This window comes from Alloacidobacterium dinghuense (assembly GCF_014274465.1).
In the GTDB taxonomy this organism is placed as follows: Bacteria; Acidobacteriota; Terriglobia; order Terriglobales; family Acidobacteriaceae; genus Alloacidobacterium; species Alloacidobacterium dinghuense.
The window spans coordinates 1,022,173-1,042,394 of the sequence record NZ_CP060394.1 but is presented as its reverse complement, the minus strand read 5'-3'; the positions used below and the strand labels follow the sequence as shown (position 1 = coordinate 1,042,394).

18 protein-coding genes are annotated in these 20,222 nt (G+C 54.3%); 8 read left to right on the top strand and 10 right to left on the bottom strand.

All coding sequences use genetic code 11. The annotated features are described in order from the left end of the window. Positions 1-237: 237 nt before the first annotated feature. The 6 genes from H7849_RS04245 to H7849_RS04220 are packed head-to-tail and all read right to left on the bottom strand — an operon-like array spanning position 238 to position 6,486. On the bottom strand, positions 238-1,692 hold the full coding sequence (locus tag H7849_RS04245; protein WP_186744419.1) for an ATP-binding response regulator: 1,455 nt from the start codon (positions 1,690-1,692) through the stop codon (positions 238-240). Beyond that, entirely contained in the window at positions 1,689-3,821 is a 2,133-nt protein-coding gene (locus H7849_RS04240) for an ATP-binding protein (RefSeq protein ID WP_186744417.1), read from the bottom strand. Before H7849_RS04240 ends, H7849_RS04245 begins: the two co-directional genes overlap by 4 nt. Beyond that, entirely contained in the window at positions 3,818-4,843 is a 1,026-nt protein-coding gene (locus tag H7849_RS04235; protein ID WP_186744415.1) for an ATP-binding SpoIIE family protein phosphatase, read from the bottom strand. Before H7849_RS04235 ends, H7849_RS04240 begins: the two co-directional genes overlap by 4 nt. Next, positions 4,834-5,241, bottom strand: coding sequence for an anti-sigma regulatory factor (locus H7849_RS04230; protein WP_186744413.1), 408 nt, complete (start codon positions 5,239-5,241; stop codon positions 4,834-4,836). The genes H7849_RS04235 and H7849_RS04230 overlap by 10 nt, the downstream gene beginning before the upstream one ends. After that, a complete protein-coding gene (locus H7849_RS04225; protein WP_186744411.1) occupies positions 5,219-5,608 on the bottom strand; it encodes an STAS domain-containing protein in 390 nt (129 codons plus the stop codon). Before H7849_RS04225 ends, H7849_RS04230 begins: the two co-directional genes overlap by 23 nt. Continuing rightward, on the bottom strand, positions 5,608-6,486 hold the full coding sequence (locus tag H7849_RS04220; RefSeq protein ID WP_186744409.1) for an STAS domain-containing protein: 879 nt from the start codon (positions 6,484-6,486) through the stop codon (positions 5,608-5,610). Before H7849_RS04220 ends, H7849_RS04225 begins: the two co-directional genes overlap by 1 nt. Positions 6,487-7,420: 934 nt before the next feature. Here H7849_RS04220 and H7849_RS04215 point away from each other — a divergent pair. Next, positions 7,421-9,166 carry a cytochrome c biogenesis protein DipZ gene (locus tag H7849_RS04215; protein ID WP_186744407.1) on the top strand — a complete coding sequence of 582 codons (1,746 nt, stop codon included), beginning with the start codon at positions 7,421-7,423 and terminating at the stop codon, positions 9,164-9,166. 28 nt (positions 9,167-9,194) lie between these two features. Here H7849_RS04215 and H7849_RS04210 read toward each other — a convergent pair whose 3' ends face one another. The 4 genes from H7849_RS04210 to H7849_RS04195 all read right to left on the bottom strand — a co-directional run bounded on the left by H7849_RS04210 (position 9,195) and on the right by H7849_RS04195 (position 12,029). After that, positions 9,195-10,118 carry a bestrophin family protein gene (locus H7849_RS04210; RefSeq protein WP_186744405.1) on the bottom strand — a complete coding sequence of 308 codons (924 nt, stop codon included), beginning with the start codon at positions 10,116-10,118 and terminating at the stop codon, positions 9,195-9,197. Next, the gene (locus H7849_RS04205; protein ID WP_186744403.1) at positions 10,115-10,774 is read right to left on the bottom strand and encodes a carbonic anhydrase; all 660 of its coding nucleotides are present in this window, start codon (positions 10,772-10,774) and stop codon (positions 10,115-10,117) included. Before H7849_RS04205 ends, H7849_RS04210 begins: the two co-directional genes overlap by 4 nt. A 105-nt stretch (positions 10,775-10,879) precedes the next feature. After that, entirely contained in the window at positions 10,880-11,479 is a 600-nt protein-coding gene (locus tag H7849_RS04200) for a hypothetical protein (RefSeq protein ID WP_186744401.1), read from the bottom strand. Between the two features lie 22 nt (positions 11,480-11,501). Then, positions 11,502-12,029: a hypothetical protein gene (locus H7849_RS04195; RefSeq protein WP_186744400.1), complete on the bottom strand. Its 528-nt coding sequence runs from the start codon at positions 12,027-12,029 to the stop codon at positions 11,502-11,504. 286 nt (positions 12,030-12,315) lie between these two features. Here H7849_RS04195 and H7849_RS04190 point away from each other — a divergent pair, with 286 nt between their 5' ends. The 7 genes from H7849_RS04190 to argE all read left to right on the top strand — a co-directional run bounded on the left by H7849_RS04190 (position 12,316) and on the right by argE (position 19,902). Further along, entirely contained in the window at positions 12,316-13,044 is a 729-nt protein-coding gene (locus tag H7849_RS04190; RefSeq protein WP_186744398.1) for a TetR/AcrR family transcriptional regulator, read from the top strand. Beyond that, on the top strand, positions 13,041-14,105 hold the full coding sequence (locus tag H7849_RS04185; RefSeq protein WP_186744395.1) for an HlyD family secretion protein: 1,065 nt from the start codon (positions 13,041-13,043) through the stop codon (positions 14,103-14,105). Before H7849_RS04190 ends, H7849_RS04185 begins: the two co-directional genes overlap by 4 nt. Further along, positions 14,102-15,115, top strand: a complete 1,014-nt coding sequence (locus tag H7849_RS04180) for an ATP-binding cassette domain-containing protein (RefSeq protein WP_186744393.1) — start codon at positions 14,102-14,104, stop codon at positions 15,113-15,115. The genes H7849_RS04185 and H7849_RS04180 overlap by 4 nt, the downstream gene beginning before the upstream one ends. After that, entirely contained in the window at positions 15,112-16,224 is a 1,113-nt protein-coding gene (locus tag H7849_RS04175; protein WP_186744391.1) for an ABC transporter permease, read from the top strand. Before H7849_RS04180 ends, H7849_RS04175 begins: the two co-directional genes overlap by 4 nt. A gap of 79 nt (positions 16,225-16,303) precedes the next feature. Then, positions 16,304-17,308 (top strand): potassium channel family protein, encoded by a 1,005-nt coding sequence (locus H7849_RS04170; RefSeq protein ID WP_186744389.1) that lies wholly within the window; start codon positions 16,304-16,306, stop codon positions 17,306-17,308. Between the two features lie 72 nt (positions 17,309-17,380). Beyond that, positions 17,381-18,778 (top strand): formimidoylglutamate deiminase, encoded by a 1,398-nt coding sequence (locus tag H7849_RS04165; RefSeq protein ID WP_186744387.1) that lies wholly within the window; start codon positions 17,381-17,383, stop codon positions 18,776-18,778. Then, the gene (argE, locus tag H7849_RS04160; protein WP_186744386.1) at positions 18,775-19,902 is read left to right on the top strand and encodes an acetylornithine deacetylase; all 1,128 of its coding nucleotides are present in this window, start codon (positions 18,775-18,777) and stop codon (positions 19,900-19,902) included. Before H7849_RS04165 ends, argE begins: the two co-directional genes overlap by 4 nt. Positions 19,903-20,222 lie beyond the last annotated feature (320 nt).

The following is a 20,222-nucleotide window of genomic DNA, read 5'->3' as shown; positions in this document are numbered from 1 at the left end:
AGCCGAATGCGGGTTGGACTAGAAACCCCTTGCAGGCGGTGCTTTTCGAGCGATAAATCCGGCGCAATGATGCCCGATTTCGAGGCACATTGGGGTTTGATAGGCTCGGTTTCAACAGTTCGAGGGATGCATGAGTGGCTATTTCCCATCTCTTAGGACGCTTCCACACAAGCCACGGCGTTTCCCCTGGTGGTGGTTCCCTCTTTGAGATTCGTCACGATGAGGCGACTCTCCTTATCAATCCTTGGCTGGAGGTGGATCGGAGTGCCACTGACACGGCAACATTACGGAAAGACATGTTCCAGACAAGCCAGGTTGGATGCTGCTGCGCACTCGAATGTATCCATGATGCTCACGCACGATCGCGCTACTGAGCCACAGACCGATGCCTGATCCCCTTAGCTCTTTCGTTGTAAAGAAGGCATCAAAGACTTTCCTGAGATTCGGTGCAGGTATCCCAACGCCCTGATCGGAAATTGTCACCCGGGCAATCCGTCCGCCAACCGAGCCATTCCGTGGGTATCCCGAAATCCTGAGACGAAGCCTCGTTTCTGGAAGTGCCGCTTCAATTGCGTTGCGGATTATGTTCGAAAATACCTGCCGTAACTGCGCGGGAAATCCCTCGATGCATAGACTTGAATCCCACTCGCGGATGACCCAAAGATTTTTGTCAACAAGTCCACGGTTGTTAAGCGCCAGAACATCTTCAAGAAGTTCGGATAACTTCACGGGAACGGGAGCCTTGGACTCGCGGTTGAAAGAGAGAATTCTCCGCGCAATTTTTGAGACGCGCTCGACTTCTATTTGAGCAGAATCGAGATAGTCCCTAGCCCTGTCAGGGTCGGACGTACTCTTTAGTAGATAAAGAAGATTCGTGATTGCTTCAAGAGGATTATTGATCTCATGAGCAATTGTGTTCGCCATGCGCCCGGTTGCGGCTAGACGTTCGTTCGCAAGTACAGCGGCCTCGGCTACCTTGCGTGCTGTTATTTCGGAAAGAATCAAAATGCTGCTTGTATGCACTTCATCAAGAAATATCGGCTCCAGGCTGAGGTCAAAATAACGATCATCGTATTGGATCTCTGAAAACTGCTGTTTCTTTCGGCAATCAACTTCCATGCCAAAATGCGCGCTGAGCAGATCGTTCAACGGATGCTTCTCAATTTCTAGGTAGGGGCGATCCAATAGTTTTGATAATGCGCGATTGCTCCGCTGCACCACTCCTAACGAATCCGTAAGGGCAATACCTTCGGAGAGTCCATCGAAGGTAGCCTGCCATTGCTTGGCGGAAAGCCGCGACTGCGATTCCGCGCGATGTAGCCTGACGAGAGATTTGATGGTAGCGACCAGAACATTTGGTTCGACAGGCTGGGTTAGGTAAGCATCTGCTCCACTCTCCAACGCATAAATCTTGCTTTCATTATCGAGAAACGCCGCTGATAGCTGCACGATGGGAATAAAGCCGGTATTTGGATTGGACTTGATTCGCCGGCAGACTTCATACCCAAGAATGTCGGGGAGTCTCACATCGAGCAAAATGACAGCCGGGATGCGGTTTGCCATCTCGAGTGCTTCTTTACCATTCGAAGCTTCCATCACCTGAAAGCCTGAACGCTTAAGAGTGTGTGCGATTGTGTAGCGATTCGCCTCGCGGTCATCGACGATCAATACGACAGGTTGATCATCGATCATTCTTCAATTCCCCCCATTTTCAGCGCATTCCGCAGTGCGGCTGTGCTTGCGTCCGTTGCTAAGGCCTGTTTCGGATAGATCGTTACGCTCATACCGGCGATTAGATTCAGTTCCTGTACGGAGAGGTTTTTCGAGGAATGAATTATGATCGGGATGAATTTTGAATTCTCATTCGCACGAATTTCCTTCAGTACTTCAAACCCATCCAGTCCCGGCATAATAATGTCGAGAAAAACGCCGTCCACGACGCGTTCCTTGACTGTCTTGATCGCTTCGCGCCCATTCCTGGCTTCTAGAACACGATACCCGAGCCTGGACAGGGCTTCACCAAGCAAATAGCGGGTAACCTCATCGTCATCGACGAGCAGGAGCGTTTTGGCAGATTGTCCTTCGATGAGTTCCTGAACCGTACTTAACAAAGTAAATGGCACCACTGGCTTTGCCAGGAATGCTGCCGCTCCCGCATCGAGTGCTGCTTTCACATCGTCGACTACACTGACAACGAGGACTGGACCTAAGAAGCCTGTGGACCGCAGCTCTTCAATGTAAAATAAGCTGTCTTCACCATCGAGCAAGCGATCCATTAATACCAAAGCAGGCTTCAGCCGTTTCATCGCGGTCCGCGCTTCGTGAAGAGATGCGACGAAAGTCAATTCATACTTTGTATTCTTGAGTGTGGACTCGTAGACAAAATTGGCTTCGCGATTATCCTCGATCAACAGTATGGCCGGACCACTTGCCTCCGCGATTTGTGCTTCCTGCGTCGTTCCCTGCTGGGTCTTCCCATAGATAACCGGAACCGTAAGAACAAAAGTCGATCCCACTCCCGGTTCGCTGTCGACCTTGAGCGTTCCGCCCAGCAGTTCCGCCAATCGCCGTGATAACGGAAGTCCCAAACCGGTACCCTTTACCTGGCTTTGCAGCTCACTCTCTACTTGAACAAACTCCTCGAATATCCGTTCCAGGTTTTCGGGCGCAATTCCAATTCCGGTGTCGGACACACTGAAGACAACATCGTTGTCTTCTGCATCGAGATTTGCCGTCACACGAACATGCCCGCGACGAGTGAACTTCAGCGCGTTCGAAATCAGATTTCGAAGGATCTGGGATACTTTTCCTTCATCCGTATACAGCGGCGGGAGGTTCACCTGTGCGTCAAAGATCAATTCAAGACTGTTGCCGACTAAAAGTGGCTTTAAAACCCCCCTCAGCGCACCAAAAACATCCTGCACTTCGAAATACTTGGCTCTTACCTCCGTTTTTCCTGCTTCAACCTTGGCAAGATCCAGAAGATCATTGACAAGTTCGGACAATTCGGACGCAGAACGTTGAATATAGATAACTTGCTTTTCCTGCTCCAGTGAGAGATCCCCATCGGATCGATTGAGCAGTAATCGGCTGAGCGAAATGATGGAATTGAGCGGCGTCCTGAATTCGTGGGAAAGATTGGATAGAAAACTAGTCTTGAGGTCCGATACCCGCCTTAGATCGTCGGCATGCTGATCGAGTTCGGCGTAGAGCGCCACGACACCTCGATTCGTATCTTCCAGTTCGCGGTTGAGTTCAGCGAGTTGCTCCTGCTTTTCCCGAAGCGTTGCCAGAGTCTTGAGCAATTCCTGATTCTGACGCTCGATTTCATCGAATGGATCAGCAGTGTCTGTACTGGCCAGTTGGGTTGAGATCGCCTTGGCTCGATTCGCATCAATGCGCGGCGCCGAAGCTGGAAGCCATTTGCCGGCTTCCACGCGGGTACCGCCTGGGGGTGCGGTGATGTTGAAGTGATCCATCAGACGGCTCGTTCCTATAATGCCTTTACCCAAGCCCGTCTTTGAAACGTATTGCCCGTTCAGAATCTCAGCAAGGTTCGCAATCCCCGGACCTTCATCCGTAACCGAGATGAGAAAGAGCTGTGGCGACGAATCCTGAACCAGAAACTCGACCGCTCCATTTGTGGCGTATCGAAATGCGTTTCGTGCTAATTCCGAAGCTGTCGTGGCAAGGCGTATTTGTTCCTGGTGATCGAACCCGAGCAGTTTCGCAATTTCTCTTGCCCGTTGGCGCGCGTAGACCACATGCCGTTCCTGCCGAAGACGAAGCGTAAATATCGAATAATTTTGAATGTCTTTCATTCTGACTGGATTCGTGACACAACGATTGTCGCATCGTCGCGTTTTCTGCTGAAGTCGCGAAAGAGAACAGCGGCAATCAAAGCAGGATGGCGTTGGGAGAGACCAGGATATTGATCCAGACTCCATCGGGTTCCCAACCCGTCGGAATGCATGATCAACATGGAATTTGATTCCCAGGGGTAGGAGAAAGACTGAAGTTTGCCAACCGAATGGCCAACTGTTCCGTTCATCGAAACCAAACTTCTGCTCTTTCCCTTTGACCAGAGGACAGCTGCTATGTTGCCTGCTCCCGCGTAATTCACGCTGCGCCTGTCATACAGGATTTCTGCGATGGAGACGGCAGCTCCACGAGTCTTTGCCAGTGCGCCATGAATCTCTCCTAGTATCTGCTCCGGGGAGCGTTCTGACGATTCATGGAATACTCTAATGGCCTCCTGCGCTGCCTCGGCTGCCAGTGGGCCATGGCCGAGGCCATCAGCAACGATGTAGATGCTGCGTTCCGGAGTATGGCATGAACTCCACGCGTCGCCACAAACGGACTCTCCAGCTACTGCAACGGAAATAGCTCCCTGCGAGGGTCCTATATTCGGCCTTGATGTGGCAGGGCCATAAAGAACACGGGCAAAAAGCGCCGTCCCCTGGCTGGCCGCCGAATAAATCTGGAAATCTCCGGCCAGACGTTGCATCGCTCCCATGCCTTGACCAGCAGTTCCCGCCGTGGAATATCCGTCTTCTAACGCCCTTTCGATATTTGCAATACCCTTGCCCCGGTCGAGCGCGAAAACATCGATACCTTTCATGCCGTCCAGCGACCAGGGGCACAGAATCAGCTCGCCTGAATCAGCATGCATCGCAATGTTGCGGGCTGCTTCTGTGACGATGATGCCAAGCTCTCCCTGTCGAGTGTCATCGAAACCCACAGAACCTGCTATGGCCATGGCCTGCCTGCGTGCATTGCCAACTTGGCTCAAATCGTTGGCCTGGAGAGATATGAGTCGATTGATGAGCACAGTCACTTCCATCGGATGACAGTGACTGTCGTTCCGCCGCCTGGTTTGGAATCGATTTCGAATTCGTTCATGAGCCGCTTGCTTCCGCCAAGACCAAGCCCCATTCCCTGCCCTGTCGTAAAGCCATCGGTCAACGCCTGTTTAACATCCGGAATCCCCGGTCCACGGTCCGAAAATGCTAGTCGCAACCCTTTCCGGATGCCATTTTCAATCACAGCTAGCTCCAGGTCTCCGCCTTTTCCATGTTCGAGCGTATTTCGAGCTAGTTCGCTCGCCGCGGTTACGATCTTTGTCTGGTCCACAAGGCTGAACTTCATTTCGATCGCCCAGGTACGCACTCGCTGACGTACCGACACGACGTCGGAGTCGGTCTTGATGGGGACTGTTTCAGTCTTCTGTACTGTCCCCATTGTCCTGGCCCTCGGTCACATTTTCCCGCAGATATTCCATACCAGACTCAACATTCAACGCTGTACGAATGCCCGGCAACGACATCCCCAATTCAACAAGTGTGATGGCAACCGCGGGCTGCATTCCGACTACGACTGTTTGCGAATCGAGCACCTTCGCCATGGAAGCGATATTTGCCAGCGTTCGTCCTATAAATGAATCCACGATCTCCAGCGATGAGATGTCAATGAGAACACCCTTTGCTCCGACTTCTGCAATTTTTGTTGTCAGATCATCCTGAAGGGTAAGAGCGAGCTTGTCGTGCATGTCTACCTGGATTGTTACCAGGAGCAAGTCTCCCATGCGCAGAATTGGAATCCGTTCCATCAGAACTCCTTGGAGACTGCCGAAACGGTGTTATTTTTAGCGACCCGAACGACTGCGCGGCCACTTCGCTCCAGGGCGAGACGGAACGCATCTGCCAGCCTCGCCTTCGTCGTCACCTCTTCGAGGTTGATGCCGAGGTGAACGATCGTTTGAGCAATCTGTGGCCGAATACCGCTGAGAATGCAATCAGCACCCATGAGTCGCGCTGCGGTAATCGTCTTAAGCAAATGTTGAGCAACGAGAGTGTCGACTGTAGGAACGCCGGTTATATCGATAATCGCAACCCGGGAATTTGTCTGCACGATGGCCTGAAGGAGCGATTCCATCACCACCTGCGTCCGCGCGCTGTCTAGTGTTCCGATCAGAGGGAGAGCCACGATTCCATCCCATAGAGTCACCACTGGAGTCGAGAGTTCCAGCATCTCCTCCTGCTGCCTGATGATGACTTGATCGCGTCCATGAATATAACTGTCTGTCGTGTGAAGGGCCAACTTGTCGATAAAATCAGCGGCGACGGTGATTTCCGCAAAGAGCTGATCCGCTTTATTGCCCCAGTGCTTTCTGATCAGGGCAAAGAGCGGTGCTCTCAGGGAAAGCACGAACATAGCTGTTTCAGAAGGAGTAAACCCCTGAATGGCCCGCGATGCCGACAGGTTAGCCAGAAGATCCTTTAATGGCCGCCACGCTGACGTGTCGAGGTTATTGAGAGGTGTTTCGGTCGGGACAATATAGATCGCCGCCAATACTTCTGAGGTCTGCGTTTCCAGCTCACGATCATCAATTAAGCCGCGCCTGCTGCTCACTTCGCGGATTGCTTGTAACCATTCATTTAGTATTGCGTCCCGATTCTCTTGAATCAGGGTCAGTAGATTACTCATGGAATCTCCATTCGAAGTCGAATACCCAAAAGCTTATGCCATGCGAGCCCGCTGATTCTATCAAAGGCAGATACCGCTTAGCTCCCAAATGAACGAATGAAAGAACGAATGAAACATCTGGGGTGCGAGCACTCAGTGATGGCATTCCCCTCTGTTGCCGGAAAGCGGAAAAACGTTGCCTCAATCGTTTTCGTTTTTTCTTCTCCTGGTCCACTTTCGCATGCCAAAGGCGATCACGACCACAAAGAGGCGAACGGAACGGTAAGAGGCGCTCTGCTCTTGTTGTAAGGAACGAGATCCCGCAAGGCAACTTCGACGTATTAAGTGTTTCTTATTCGGAGCTCACGTTCTTTGCGCCATGTGGGCTCAGCTCGACAGGACCAGACCCCTGCCTGTTTCGTTGCGGGGCAAGCACGGCCGAATTTAGCAATAATTGTAGCGCGGTGCTACCTGCCCTACCGAAGTCGACTCTTGCGCATTTACAAAGCTAATAACTAAGACGCCGTTGACTGGTTTCTGATAGCAGGCTTGCCAGAGACGACGACAAACTGTAGTTATGTTCCCTTATGGTTTGTTACAGCGACTGAATACTGATTATGTGACAGAGCTAGTAAGTTCCAGGTGTCCTTATCTCATACAGCAGAATGTCTTAAATGACAGCAGTTACAGCATTAATTTATAACTTGTAATCATTAGCCATACAAAGCTAATGACATGATGATCGCCATGGGCCAGTTCTACTCTTCTCGATCTGATTTCGTCTAATCGGATCCCTCCACAGGCCCGCGGCAATGCGGGCATCTTTATTTCAAACTCATGGGATCAACCTCCTCTAGCTTTTAAAATGAACCACTGGCTGTCTGTAACCCTTTCACACTCGGAGGCGTCCAAAGTTACGATTCAGTTTCCTGGTAGACGAGGGAGTTGCGGTTCCATGGTCCTGTTCATATTGGCCTATGTTGGAGGCATCCTCACCATCGTGAGCCCGTGCATCCTCCCGATCCTGCCCTTCACCTTTGCACGTGTTGACCAGCCTTTCCGCAGAACTGGATTGCCTCTTCTGCTAAGCATGGCAATCACGTTTGCCGTCGTCGCTTCCATCGCCGTAGCCGGAGGCTCATGGCTGATACGCGCGAACCAATTTGGACGCGTGGCTGCTCTACTGCTCTTTGCTCTCCTCGGCCTGTCCCTTCTTTGGCCAGCATTAGCAGAGCGACTCTCCCGACCTTTTGTGCATTTGGGCAATCGACTTACTCAGGTGGCATCTGACGGTTCTGTGAGTATTTGGCAACCGCTCGTACTGGGCGTCGCCACCGGACTGTTGTGGGCGCCGTGCGCAGGTCCCATCCTCGGCCTGATTCTCACAGGAGCAGCCCTGCAGGGAGCAAGTGCCCACACATCCTTGCTGCTCTTGATCTACGCAGCAGGCGCTGCAACATCCCTCGCCGTAGCGCTCTTCGCCGGCGGACGCGTCTTCGCAGCGATGAAGCGATCCCTTGGCGTGGAAGAATGGGTACGCCGCATTCTCGGCGCCGTTGTTCTGATCGGAGTGATTGCGATTGCACTCGGATTGGACCGCAGTATCCTGACGCGAATCTCACTCTCAAGCACATCGGGCCTGGAACAGAAGCTGGTCGATCGCCTGCACCCAGCAAAGGTAATACGCATTCCCGATCAGACGCTAACCATCACTGACACCGGCGAAGCTCTGACGGAAGGCTCCCCGCTCTCCGGTCTGACAAGCGCAACAGCGTGGATAAACACGCAGCCGCTAACCGCCGATCAGCTCAAAGGAAAAGTTGTTCTCGTCGATTTCTGGACCTACTCCTGTATCAACTGCCTTCGCGATCAGCCGTATCTTCACGCATGGGCCGAAAAATATAAAGACAGCGCCCTGGTAGTGATCGGTGTGCATACGCCGGAGTTCCCCTTCGAAAAGGACTTGTCGAACGTACAGAAAGCGGTACGCGATCTCGGAATCACTTATCCCGTGGCGCTGGATAACAACTATGCAATCTGGACTGCCTTCAGCAATCAATACTGGCCTGCACACTACTTCTTCGATGTGAATGGCAAGCTACGCTACCACCATTTCGGCGAAGGAGACTATGAGCAATCTGAGCAGTGGATCCAACTCCTTTTGAAAGAGCGAGCCGGCGAGCAACCTCTTCCTGGTGGCGTCGTGAGCGTCAGCGCAAATGGAGCCGAAGCCGCACCGGATATGGATGAGGTGCAGTCTCCTGAAACCTATATCGGTTACGCACGGGCGCAAAACTTTGCCTCACCTGGCGGCTTCAAGCAAGATGCCCCGAAGCTCTATGCCACCCCGCCCCACCTCGAGTTGAACCAGTGGGCGCTTGCCGGCAACTGGATTGACCACGACCAGACCGCAATGCTGACCTCCCCAGGAGGCAAGATCGCATTTCGTTTTCATGCCCGCGACTTGCACCTGGTTTTGGGTCCCGCAGCAGACGGGAAACCCGTGCGCTTTCGCGTCACCATCGATGGCCAGTTACCCAGAGAGAACCACGGCGTAGACACCGACGAGCAAGGTAACGGCCTCCTCACCGAGCATCGCCTGTATCAACTCATCCGGCAGAAGGGCGCGATCAAAGATCGAGATTTTGTGATCGAATTTTCAGATCCAGGTGTGCAGGCCTTCGCCTTCACCTTCGGCTAGAAGAGAAATACTGCGAACGAACCTCTCGTCACCACAAGATTCCATCGACCGGCTGCGCTGGCGGCGGCAGTTCGGTTTCGCCCAGCAGTTGCCGCAGATTGATCTCGATAGTTGTGGCAATCGCTGTCGTCGACACATCATGAATTCGATTTTCAAACGGATCTTCGAGGTCGCGCCCGATCTTTTCCAGAGCCAGGAACAGGAACCCGACCAATGTGGAACCCAGCGGCGTATACCACCCGAGATCCACGACCATCCCTATCGGCAGCATCAGGCAGTAAATCTGCACAAAGAATCGAGGGAAGAAATCGAACTGCTTCGGCATAGGCGTGTTTTTGATGCGCTCGGCGCCGCCTTGTGAATCCATAAGCCCCGCCAGGCTCTGATCCAGAGCCTGCCACTGCCATTCATCCAGCCAACCGCGCCGGCGCGCCGCCACCAGCATCGCGCTCATCCGGGTTTGCAACTTGAGAGCCAGGTTCTTCTCGCGGGCGAGCTTCGCCGGATCTTCCGTTGGAATCAGCCGCACCACGGTGGGCACAGGGTCCTGTCCGCGTAGCTGATGACACAGCGCGTGAACATAGGCGACCTGATGAAGTACCAGTTCCCGCTGCGCATCAGCAACCTCAGTCTGTTCGGCAGGTGTCGCAGATCGCTCAGGCGACATCGTCGTCAACACTTGCCGCGCGAACGTCCTGCTTCGGTTCACGATGGCTCCCCACAGTATCCGCGCCTCCCACCATCGCCCATATGCGGAACTGTTCCGGAAACCAACGATGATGCCGAGCACTGCGCCGAAGGACCCCAACGGTACAAAGCTCGATCCTACCCACTTCCAGTGCAGGACCTTGTAGCACACCACGATCACAAGGTCCCATCCCAGCAATGAAAACAGCGCCGGTCGCAGCCCCTGAAGCATCACCGTTAGCCGCTGAGTTTTGGAAACGATCATGCCTTGGCTCCGGCGCCCACCGTCACCGGTATGAAGTCCCTGTGTCCCTCCTCAGCGATGCGCACCACGCCGCTCCCAATGTCATAGACCCAACCAGACATGGTCAGCTCGCCACGCGCCATCGCGCCCGCCACACTCGGGTGTGTCTTCAGATGCACAAGCTGCATCAGCACATTCTCTTCCGTGAGCCGCTTCAGCTTGTCGATCTGTGGCTCGTCCTTGTGAGCCATGCTTTCGGCCACCATCAGCGCTGCCTGTCCATGGTGCAGCCAGTACCTCACAGTCGGCAGGTTGTCCGTCGCCGGAGGATGCAAAAGTGCTTTCATCGCTCCGCAGTCCGAGTGACCGCATACTACAACGTGCTTCACTTTAAGCGCGGCAACCGCGTACTCAATCACCGCAGTCACGCCGCCCGGGGTACCGCTGTAGGGCGGCGCCATATTGCCCACGTTCCGCGTTACGAAGACCTGACCGGGCCCCGAACTGGTGATCGCTTCTACGTCCACTCTCGAATCGGCACAGGAAATGATCAGCGTGTGTGGTGCCTGCGGAGTCGATGCCGCCCGCTGATAGTGCTCGGCATTCTTCGCGTAGACCTCAGCCTGAAACTTCCTTGCTCCCGCCCTCAATTTTTCCAGAACACTTTCTTCGCTCATAGCTCCACCTTTCGCGCTCCTGGTGTTTCCTGATTATTGTCCTACAAGCTGAGACAGGGTTATGTTCAGCTTTCGAAAATAGGCTTTCGCGATTGCGTCCCCGGTCTAGTAGGGTGCCGGCAGGGACGCCGGCTGCTGCAGACGGAACGAAATAAGGGTCTCGCTCGGCACCTTGATGGACTGCCCTTTCTGCGCTATGGATCCCACAGCACCCGCAGTTACACCAATGGCAGCTCCCATCCCGGCGTTCCCTGCTATGCCTCCGATGATTGCCCCCAAACCGGCCCCACCCAAAAGACGCTTGGCGCTTCTCTTCGTGCTGCTGCTGCCTTTCACCTCATAATCGCTCGTGTAGATCGGATAGCCAGTACCGTTGACGACGATATCCGTAAGTTCCAATTGCAGATTGGAGGATCCCGTCGCGCGTCCCGCCTGTTCCGCCACGGCAAGCCGTCCATACACAGTATTGCCTGCAGGAACGATGACGGTGCCGTTGACGGCGATGTTGGTCTCAAGCACCGTCGTAAACCGATAACCCTGCGGATTCTGGCTGGAATCGATCGAATCCAGCATTCTCACCATAATGGTTGTCCCGGCGGGGATCGTAACCATGTTTTCCTGTGCCACGGCCGCTGGCGCAAGGCCTGCAAGAAACACCAACACAGCGCACAAGACTCTTATCGGAGAAACTCTGGAGATATGCATTTCGTTCTTTCCTCCTTTCGGATTACGAACCCGCCAGTGGCAACGACGAGTCAATTTGCAGATCGATGATCAGCAGCAATTGGTATTCAGCCTGTACAAAGCGCGCTGCCGTAGTAGCTCCCAATGATTGCTTCATGACGTCGTAGTACTTGTTCAGTAGATCCATGCGTTGCTTCTGATATAAGAATGCGTTCTGAATCAGCTCATCTGCCTTCGCATCCGTCAAATGGTCGTATGTTTGCGAGTACTCTTTAATATTTGACACTCGCAGATTGTTCACCTTCGACAACTCGGCGTCATAGTCACGATAAATTGGCCAGAACTTAGCCGCCTGGTCCGGGTCGAGTTGCATAACCGCGCTCATCACTGCGGACTTTTGTGACCGCACATCTTTCCGTAAGAGCGTGATGTACTCATTGAGGTTCTGTTCTTCTGTCGCACCCGGCTTACCGGGCGCGGCCGGAGCGGGCGCTTTTTCCTGGGTAAAGGCCGCGGGTGCGCAAGCCAGGTACGCGAAAACGATGAACAGAATTGCCTTGTTCTTGATCACTTCTCCTCCTCCACGACAGAACCCGTGCATGCGACCCACACCGATATGGATTGAGGCAAGTTAGCGCCACGGCAGGGAGGCTCGTTATCTGAATCGAGGTTGATCCTACTCGGCTGGAATCACCCTGTAGACTGTCAATTGTGACAGGGGGCCTATCTACTGCTGCATAGACTCCCCTTACCGAAAAGAGAGCCCCCGATCCCGGCATGTCCTCTTCAGCAACCGGACTTTCCGACATCCTCCTGCAGATCTTGCTATACTTAACTAACTGGTTAATCAATGACCGATGAGTTTAACCTCAAGCACTAAGGATCGTGCAGATCAGACCCGGGGAAAGATTCTTCGCGCAGCGATACGAGAATTCAGTGCACACGGTCTTGCTGGCGCGCGCACCGACACCATTGCGGAATCAGCGAAGGTGAATAAGGCGCTCATCTATTACTACTTCAAGAGCAAAAGCGGCTTGTATGAGGCAGCATTGGAACAGGTCTCCGGCATGGTGGCGGAGCGCACGCTCGCCGTCCTGGATCCTAAGTACAGCGCTGGAGAGCGCCTGCTGCGCGCGACACTGAACCATTTCGATCGAATTCTCACCCAGCGCGATTTCCAGAGTCTCATGCAGCAGGAGATGGTCCGTTTTCGCCTGGGCGAGAGCGGATCCATGCCGCTCATTGTGAAAAAGTTCTTTAAGCCTCTTCTCAAGAAATTGCAGGAGACCGTTGCAGAAGGGATACGGACTGGCGAGCTATGCGACTTGGATTCCCTTCAAGTGGTGTATTCCATGCTCGGTGCAAATGTCTTCTATTTCCTGAGTGCCCCGATGATGCGTCTCGCCATGTCTCTTCGTCCGTTTGATAAGGCGGAGATTGCAGCCAGGCGCAAGGCTTCTGTGCAATTTCTAGGAAACGCCCTCTTCGCGGATCGGACTCATGGCGCAAATCTGGCCAAACACGTCCTCGCCGCCATGCCCGTACCTCAGGCTAAGAACGTTCAAATGTGGGGAAAGCTCTCATGAATGCTCGCAACCGCATATTCATCCTGCTTGGAGTCTTGCTTCTAATTGCACTTGCCTGGTATTTCCTTACCACGAAACGCTCTGGGGATCTCCAACTCATCGGCACGGTCGACGCCAATGAAGTGGTCGTTAGCTCACGCGTTCCCGGCCGAATCGAGACGCTCACCGTTGATGAAGGAGACGATGTCCAGGCCGGACAACTGATCGCCACGATCCAGAGTGACGACCTGGCTGCCGCCCGCAACGCTGCCAAAGCTACAGCGACGAGCGCGCAATATAAAGTCCAGCAGGCAAGTGACACCGAACGTCAGACACGCGGCGGCACGTCCAGCCAGGTGACAAACGCTGAAGCTCAGTTGTACGCTGCACAAGCCGCCTTGGCCCAGTCTCAGGCACAGTATGCGCATCAGGAAGCCGACAGCAAGCGCACAGTCGCTCTTGCAGGGCAAGGCGTAATGAGCGAACAGGCGCGTGAGGAAGCAGAAACGTCCCTCAATGCCGCGAAAGCAGCCGTCGACAGCGCGAAGCAGAATGTGGCCGCGGCAGAGGCGATGCTGAAGGTTGCTATTGCCAATACGATTCAGGCGCAGGCTGCTGCGAAAACCGTGGCCGCGACGCGCAGCGAGATGGAAAGCGCTCAGGCTCTCGTCGATCAGGCCGAAGTACAACTGGGCTACGCCCGCGTACTGGCGCCTGTCTCTGGCAAAGTAAACGTGAGAGCAGCGCGCCAGGGAGAAGTGGTCGCATCCGGAACTCCGATCGTGACCATCACAGACCTGACCCAGACGTGGATATATGCGCCCCTCCCCGAAACCGAAGCGGACTCCGTACAAGTGGGCGACACTCTGCGCGTGGTCATGCCGAGCGGCGGCGCCATTCAGGGCAAAATAATTGCCAAGTCAGCAGAAGCAGACTTCGCGACACAGCGCGACGTTAGCCGGCGCAAGCGCGATATCAAGACGATTCGTCTGAAACTCCTCATCGACAACCCCGGCATGAAATATGTGCCGGGAATGATCGCCGAAGTCTATATACCGAAAGACAAACTGGTGAAGCCATGAACGGCAGCACTGCAGGGACGGCGATGTCGGTTGAGAACATCGTCAAGCGCTATGGCGCTTTCGAAGCCGTCGGCGGTGTCACCTTCGACGTTGCCAATGGAGAAATCTTCGGACTCCTCGGACCGAATGGCGCCGGCAAAAGCACGCTGATCCGTATGATGACGACACTGATTCCGGTCACCAGCGGGAAAGCGATCGTCGCCGGCCATGACGTCTCTAAAGAACCCGATGCCGTCAGGCGAACCATCGGCGTGATTCCTCAGGCGCTGACCAGCGACATCGATTTGACCGTGGAAGAAAATCTCTCCATCTATGCCAAGCTCTACGAGGTTCCGAAAGCAGAACGGCAGGACAGTATCGATGAATTGCTGGAAGCCGTCGATCTGCTCAAGTGGCGCAACGCGCAGACCAAGACGCTCTCCGGCGGCATGCGACGGCGCCTTGAGATCGCCCGCGGGCTCGTTCACAATCCGCGAATCTTCTTCCTCGACGAGCCCACTACAGGGCTCGACCCGGTCTCACGCGTCGCTGTATGGGAGATGCTGAATAACCTCAGGAACAGCCGGGACCTCACCATGCTGATCACCACACACTACATGGACGAAGCCGATCATCTGTGCGACCGAATTGCCATTGTCGATCACGGGAAGCTGGTAGCTCTCGATACTCCGATGGCGCTCAAAGCCAGCGTTCCGGGAAACAATGTAGTGGAAGCCCAGCTCACACATGAGTCTGAAGAGTGGCCCGCGCGATTGAAGCAGCTGGCTGGAGTCATCTCAGTCGAATCGCTTGGTACGGGAATGTACAGGCTGCTGACCTCGAACGGTTCAATGACGACAACGCAACTGGTGGAGATGGTGAGCGATAAGGGTGACACCATCAAGTCGCTGAGCGTGCAGAACACCACGCTCGACGATGTCTTTGTGCACTACACGGGGCGTCAGCTTCGTGACGAACAGGTCAAGGCGCATGGCTTCGTCATGCCGCCACGACCGGGGATGCAACCATGAAACGCATGATGGCTATCGTCGAGCGGGAGATGCGAAAATTCTTCCGCTCACCTGCCTTGATGATGGTCTCGATGACGCTTCCGCTTGTTCAATTGATTGTTCTCGGGAATGCGTTTGGAGGCAAAATTCGCGGCGCGAAAATGGGCGTAGTCGACTACGACCGCGGTTCGCAGTCGTTGAAAATCCATGAGGCCTTCGACTCCATCGCCGTAAATATCCGCACCTTCACCACCGTCCCCTACGAAGATGAGCAGGCTGCGCGTGAAGACGTGCGCACCGGCAAACTCGATGGCGCAGTGATTATTCCGGCTCAATATTCTCGGCGTGTCCTCGCGGGCGATTCCCCCGCGATCGGTCTCGTCGTCGACAACTCAGATCAGACCATGAGCAACAGCCTCGAAGCAGAGATGCAGTCTCTGGTCGATGCCATGAATGCTCCCGTGATTCAACAGAAGGTAGTCACACAGATCGCGCTTGAGATCGTCGAGCTCTACCCGTACGTCGAGTACATGAAGTATCTTCTCTCCGGATCGATCGCGCTCGCGATGTATGTAGCGGTCATGATCGGCGGCGGCATGCTCTACATCGACGACAAGGCGCGAGGGGTCCACGAAGGCTATCTGGTGACGCCGATCACCAGGCTCGAGCTGGTACTCGGACTCAACCTTGCAGGCACCATCAAAGCCGTGCTGTCGGGCGTCTGCCTCACCGTCATCGGCTCGCTCTTCGCCGGCCTTGGCGTCATCTTCCATCCGATCTCTGCATTGCTACTCTGCCTGCTCATCATCTCTACTTCCGTCGCGTTCAACGGCATGATGTTCCTCATGATGGTGCGTGTCGAGGACCCCCTGGTGCCGCGTGCGATGTTTGGTGTCCTCAACACGTTGTTATTCTTCCCCAGCGGAGCCATCTCTCCCGTTTCCGGCTTCCCGAAATGGCTGCAAGCCATCGCCGTTGTTGATCCATTTACGTATGCCGTCCACGGCTTCAAAGCAGTGCTTCTCAAGGACGGCGGCTTGACGGCCATCCGCTTCGATCTGCTCTTCCTATTCGGGTTTGGAATCGCGACCCTCTTGATTGCGACGCCTTTGTTCAAGCGCACTCTATAGCCAGACCACTCGATTTGCCTGTTGGCGGAACGTCGGCAGAAGACAATAATGGCCTGAACGTCTCTACCGGGGATCTTCCATGCGTAGCCGTGTTGTCCGCCGCTTCATCCTCATTGCCGGACTCCTATGCATCATCATGGTCGCCGGTACAACCGGCTTTGTATGGATCGAGGACTACTCATGGTTCGAAGGCTTCTACATGACCCTCACAACCATCACCACCATTGGTTATCAGGAGCTGAAGCCTCTCAGCCATTCCGGCCGCGTTTTCAATTCATTTCTCATCATCTTCGGAGTGAGCGCACTCTTCATCTCCGTTGGGGCAATGACGCAAACCATCATCGAACTCGAATTGCAGGATCGCTACGGCAAGCGCAGGAAAAAACGCATGATTCAAAACCTACACGACCACTTCATTGTCTGCGGCTTCGGCCGCGTGGGACGAAACGCCTCGTATGAATTCCAACGAGCCAACGCCCCTTTCGTGGTGCTTGATCGCAATGATCAGCGCGTCGCAAAAGCAACTGCAGCAGGAATGCTTGCCCTCGTTGCCGATGCCACGCACGACGATTGCCTTCGCGAAGCCGGTGTGGCCAGAGCGAAAGGATTGATTGCCGCTCTACCCTCTGACGCAGAAAATCTCTTCATCATTCTTTCTGCGAAAACGCTGAATCCAAATCTGACCGTCGTAACCCGAGTCTCAGAGGAAGAAGCCGGAGAGAAGCTGCGCCGCGCTGGAGCCGATACGGTCTTTACTCCATACGCCATGGCAGGGCGACAACTCGCCGACGCGCTTTTAAGACCTCATGTACTCGAGTTCCTCGACTTTACCAGAAGCAATATAGGACCAAAGGTCACGATGGAACAGCTCTGTGTCACTCCCAAAACTGAATTCACCAGCAGACCGCTCGGGCAACTGTTGGAATCACACAAATCCGGAGTGATCGTACTTGCCGTTCGCAAACAGGGAGGCGAAACAATCTTCAATCCCCCGGCTGACTTCAACATCTCATCCGGCGACTTCCTCATCGTCATGGGCGAACGGCCGAGCCTCGAAAGGCTCGAACAGATTCTCACCCGCTGAAGTTCTGATATCGGCATCGGGTAACGCTCAGGTTTTGTATGCTGATACAAGATCCCTTTTCGTGGAGAAGTTGTGAGTACCAGCTATTTACCCGAAGCTCTTTACACGCGAGCCGGGTTCGCATCAAATACTGCTCTCTCGGTCGATGACCGTGGCAAGATCAGCGCGCACGCCGCCGAACCTGTGCAAACCGTATCGTTGCCACGCCGCGCATTGCTGCCCGGACTCATCAACGTCCACTCTCATGCATTCCAGCGGCTCATTCGCGGCAAGTCAGAATCGCGTGTGACCAGCGGAAAGGACTTCTGGTCGTGGCGAGGAACCATGTACCATGCTGCCGCGCAACTCACTCCGCAAGATGTGTACGACGTTGCCCGGATGACATTTCTCGAAATGGCGCGCGCGGGAATCACCACGGTAGGTGAGTTTCACTACTTGCATACCGATCCCAACGGCCACCCTTATGATGACCCAAATCTTCTGAGCCGCATGGTGATCGCTGCCGCCCAGTCGGTCGGCATACGAATTGTTCTCTTGCGAGCGGCATATTTCCGTTCTGGATATCAGGTAGCGACCGATCCAGGCCAGATACGATTCTTTGAGAACACGACGGATTTTCTTGCAAACGCGGAATCACTCCTCGCCATCTACCCAATCAATTCCGGCAATCAGGTCCAGTTGGGCATCGCGCCACACAGTATCCGCGCGATTCCGCTGGAAGACCTGCGCGAATTAACAGCATGGGCGAACGCCAAACAGCTCCCGTTGCACATGCACATCTCCGAGCAGGTAGCAGAGAACGCGGCATGTAAGGCTGAATATGGAACTACTCCGGTTACATTATTGACCAGAGAAGGTCTACTGACGCGAAATCTGACAGCCGTTCACGCGATCCACATCACCGATGACGAGATTCGCATGATGGCGGAGGCAGGGGCCACAATCTGCTCTTGCCCCACGACCGAGCGCAACCTGGGAGACGGAAGCTTTCCAGCTGACCGGACAATGCGAGCCGGTATCCCCATCGCCTTCGGCAGTGATAGTCAAGCCCAGATAAGTCTGATCGAAGATGCCCGCGAACTGGATTATCACCTTCGGCTCAGCCACCAGGAACGTGCTGTACTCGATCAGATTGACGGACAACCGCTCGCAGCGCGTCTTCTTGACTGTGCAACCATTCACGGTGCGCGATCGCTGAGTGTAGCCGCCGGCGAACTTACGGATGGCAAATATGCGGACTTCTTTACCGTCGATCTTGACCATCCATCGATCGTCGGCAATTCCCCTGAAGATCTCCTGTCGATTATCGTCTTTGGATTGGATCCCTCTGCCATTCGCGACGTCGCGGTAAATGGCAAGTTGATCATTCGCGATGGTAAGCACGAATTCGAAAAGGAGATTATCGCACGCTACAAAGAGGTATACCGCAAGGTCTGGGCAAAAGCCCCAGCCATCGAGACACTTGCATGACGGCCGCTGTCGATCACCTGCTGAACCTGATCCGAATTCCCTCCGTCTCCTCGACCTCGAATCTCGCCGTCATCGAGTATGCGGAGAAATTCCTGCAATCGAAGAAATGGCAGACACGGAGACTCTCCTATCGCGATTCGTCCGGCACAGAGAAAGTCAATCTCATCGCGGCCCCGCCGAATCAGGATGTCGCCAGAAACGATGTCGATCTCGCGTTCTTCTGTCACACCGACACAGTTCCGTTCGCTGTCGACTGGACAAAAGCGCTCGATCCATTTATCGAGAATGAGAACCTGCATGGCTGCGGCGCATGCGACGTAAAGGGCTTTCTCGCCTGCTTACTGGCAGCAACCGATCAAGTCGAGTCCAACGCTTTTGCGGATGGTTTGCGTATCGTTCTCACCGCGGACGAAGAAATCGGCTGCATCGGCGCGGCTCATCTGATCGCGGCGAATGCGTTGAAACCTGCACGGGCGATAATCGGAGAGCCGACTTCTCTCCACGTTGCGCGAGCAGGCAAAGGCTACTGCCTGGCAAAGGTCACCGTTCATGGAAAGGAAGCGCACAGCGCGCATCCTGCGAGCGGAGCCTCCGCCATCTTGGCGACTGCACGACTCATCTCCTCGATCGAAGAACTCAGCAAGGAATTGGCAAGCGACCGGCACAACTTCTTCGACCCGCCTTTCACCACGCTCAATGTCGGAACGATTCAAGGAGGCACAGCAAAAAACATCGTGCCCGGTCGATGCGAGTTCCTGGTCGAATGGAGGCCCATCCCAAGCCAGCCGGCCAACAAGGCGCTCGATGGCATCGGGGAGATCATAGCCGGAATGCGCCGAGGGGATTCGCGATTCGAGTATCAGGTAACGACTCTCCGCCAACAGTCCGGCTTTGAGACACTCGCGAATGCCCCGCTAGTTTCTCAAATCGCCGACTTCACTGGCCGTTCTGAGACTTCCATTCCATTCGGTTCAGAAGCTAGCCTTCTGTCCACGATTGCGAAGGAAGTTGTAGTCATAGGGCCGGGTGATATGCGCTCCGCTCACAGCGATCGCGAATATGTCCCGATCCCCGAACTCGATCTGACAGTCCGTCTGATGGCAGAACTGATGCGACGGGGTTGAAGCAATCGGAGGGAACCACCTCCCGGCAGCATTCCCTTAAAATTGTTGTCAAGCCCCCTCGATAGGCCATCGCCAAATAACCGATTTAATTTGAATAATTTACACAATTAGCGAGTGTGCAGGGAATTATGGGGAAAATTGCTAAAATATATATAGAAGGCAACGGACTCCAATCCAAGGAATCCCAATCCTGGAACTCACGAAGTGGCTAAATCCCGCAAATAGAAGAATTTAACGCATAAGGCACCGTCAAGTGTAGGTAAGTGCCTGTGGAATGAGTAATTTGCCGGAACAATAGGGTCGTTCGCGCAAGGAAAAAT

What these genes read in the sequence shown, in the direction of transcription:
- H7849_RS04245 (WP_186744419.1), bottom strand. Translation starts at nt 1,692, where the DNA reads ATGATCGATGATCAACCTGTCGTATTGATCGTCGATGACCGCGAGGCG.
- H7849_RS04240 (WP_186744417.1), bottom strand. Translation starts at nt 3,821, where the DNA reads ATGAAAGACATTCAAAATTATTCGATATTTACGCTTCGTCTTCGGCAG.
- H7849_RS04235 (WP_186744415.1), bottom strand. Translation starts at nt 4,843, where the DNA reads ATGGAAGTGACTGTGCTCATCAATCGACTCATATCTCTCCAGGCCAAC.
- H7849_RS04230 (WP_186744413.1), bottom strand. Translation starts at nt 5,241, where the DNA reads ATGGGGACAGTACAGAAGACTGAAACAGTCCCCATCAAGACCGACTCC.
- H7849_RS04225 (WP_186744411.1), bottom strand. Translation starts at nt 5,608, where the DNA reads ATGGAACGGATTCCAATTCTGCGCATGGGAGACTTGCTCCTGGTAACA.
- H7849_RS04220 (WP_186744409.1), bottom strand. Translation starts at nt 6,486, where the DNA reads ATGAGTAATCTACTGACCCTGATTCAAGAGAATCGGGACGCAATACTA.
- H7849_RS04215 (WP_186744407.1), top strand. Translation starts at nt 7,421, where the DNA reads ATGGTCCTGTTCATATTGGCCTATGTTGGAGGCATCCTCACCATCGTG.
- H7849_RS04210 (WP_186744405.1), bottom strand. Translation starts at nt 10,118, where the DNA reads ATGATCGTTTCCAAAACTCAGCGGCTAACGGTGATGCTTCAGGGGCTG.
- H7849_RS04205 (WP_186744403.1), bottom strand. Translation starts at nt 10,774, where the DNA reads ATGAGCGAAGAAAGTGTTCTGGAAAAATTGAGGGCGGGAGCAAGGAAG.
- H7849_RS04200 (WP_186744401.1), bottom strand. Translation starts at nt 11,479, where the DNA reads ATGCATATCTCCAGAGTTTCTCCGATAAGAGTCTTGTGCGCTGTGTTG.
- H7849_RS04190 (WP_186744398.1), top strand. Translation starts at nt 12,316, where the DNA reads ATGAGTTTAACCTCAAGCACTAAGGATCGTGCAGATCAGACCCGGGGA.
- H7849_RS04185 (WP_186744395.1), top strand. Translation starts at nt 13,041, where the DNA reads ATGAATGCTCGCAACCGCATATTCATCCTGCTTGGAGTCTTGCTTCTA.
- H7849_RS04180 (WP_186744393.1), top strand. Translation starts at nt 14,102, where the DNA reads ATGAACGGCAGCACTGCAGGGACGGCGATGTCGGTTGAGAACATCGTC.
- H7849_RS04175 (WP_186744391.1), top strand. Translation starts at nt 15,112, where the DNA reads ATGAAACGCATGATGGCTATCGTCGAGCGGGAGATGCGAAAATTCTTC.
- H7849_RS04170 (WP_186744389.1), top strand. Translation starts at nt 16,304, where the DNA reads ATGCGTAGCCGTGTTGTCCGCCGCTTCATCCTCATTGCCGGACTCCTA.
- argE (WP_186744386.1), top strand. Translation starts at nt 18,775, where the DNA reads ATGACGGCCGCTGTCGATCACCTGCTGAACCTGATCCGAATTCCCTCC.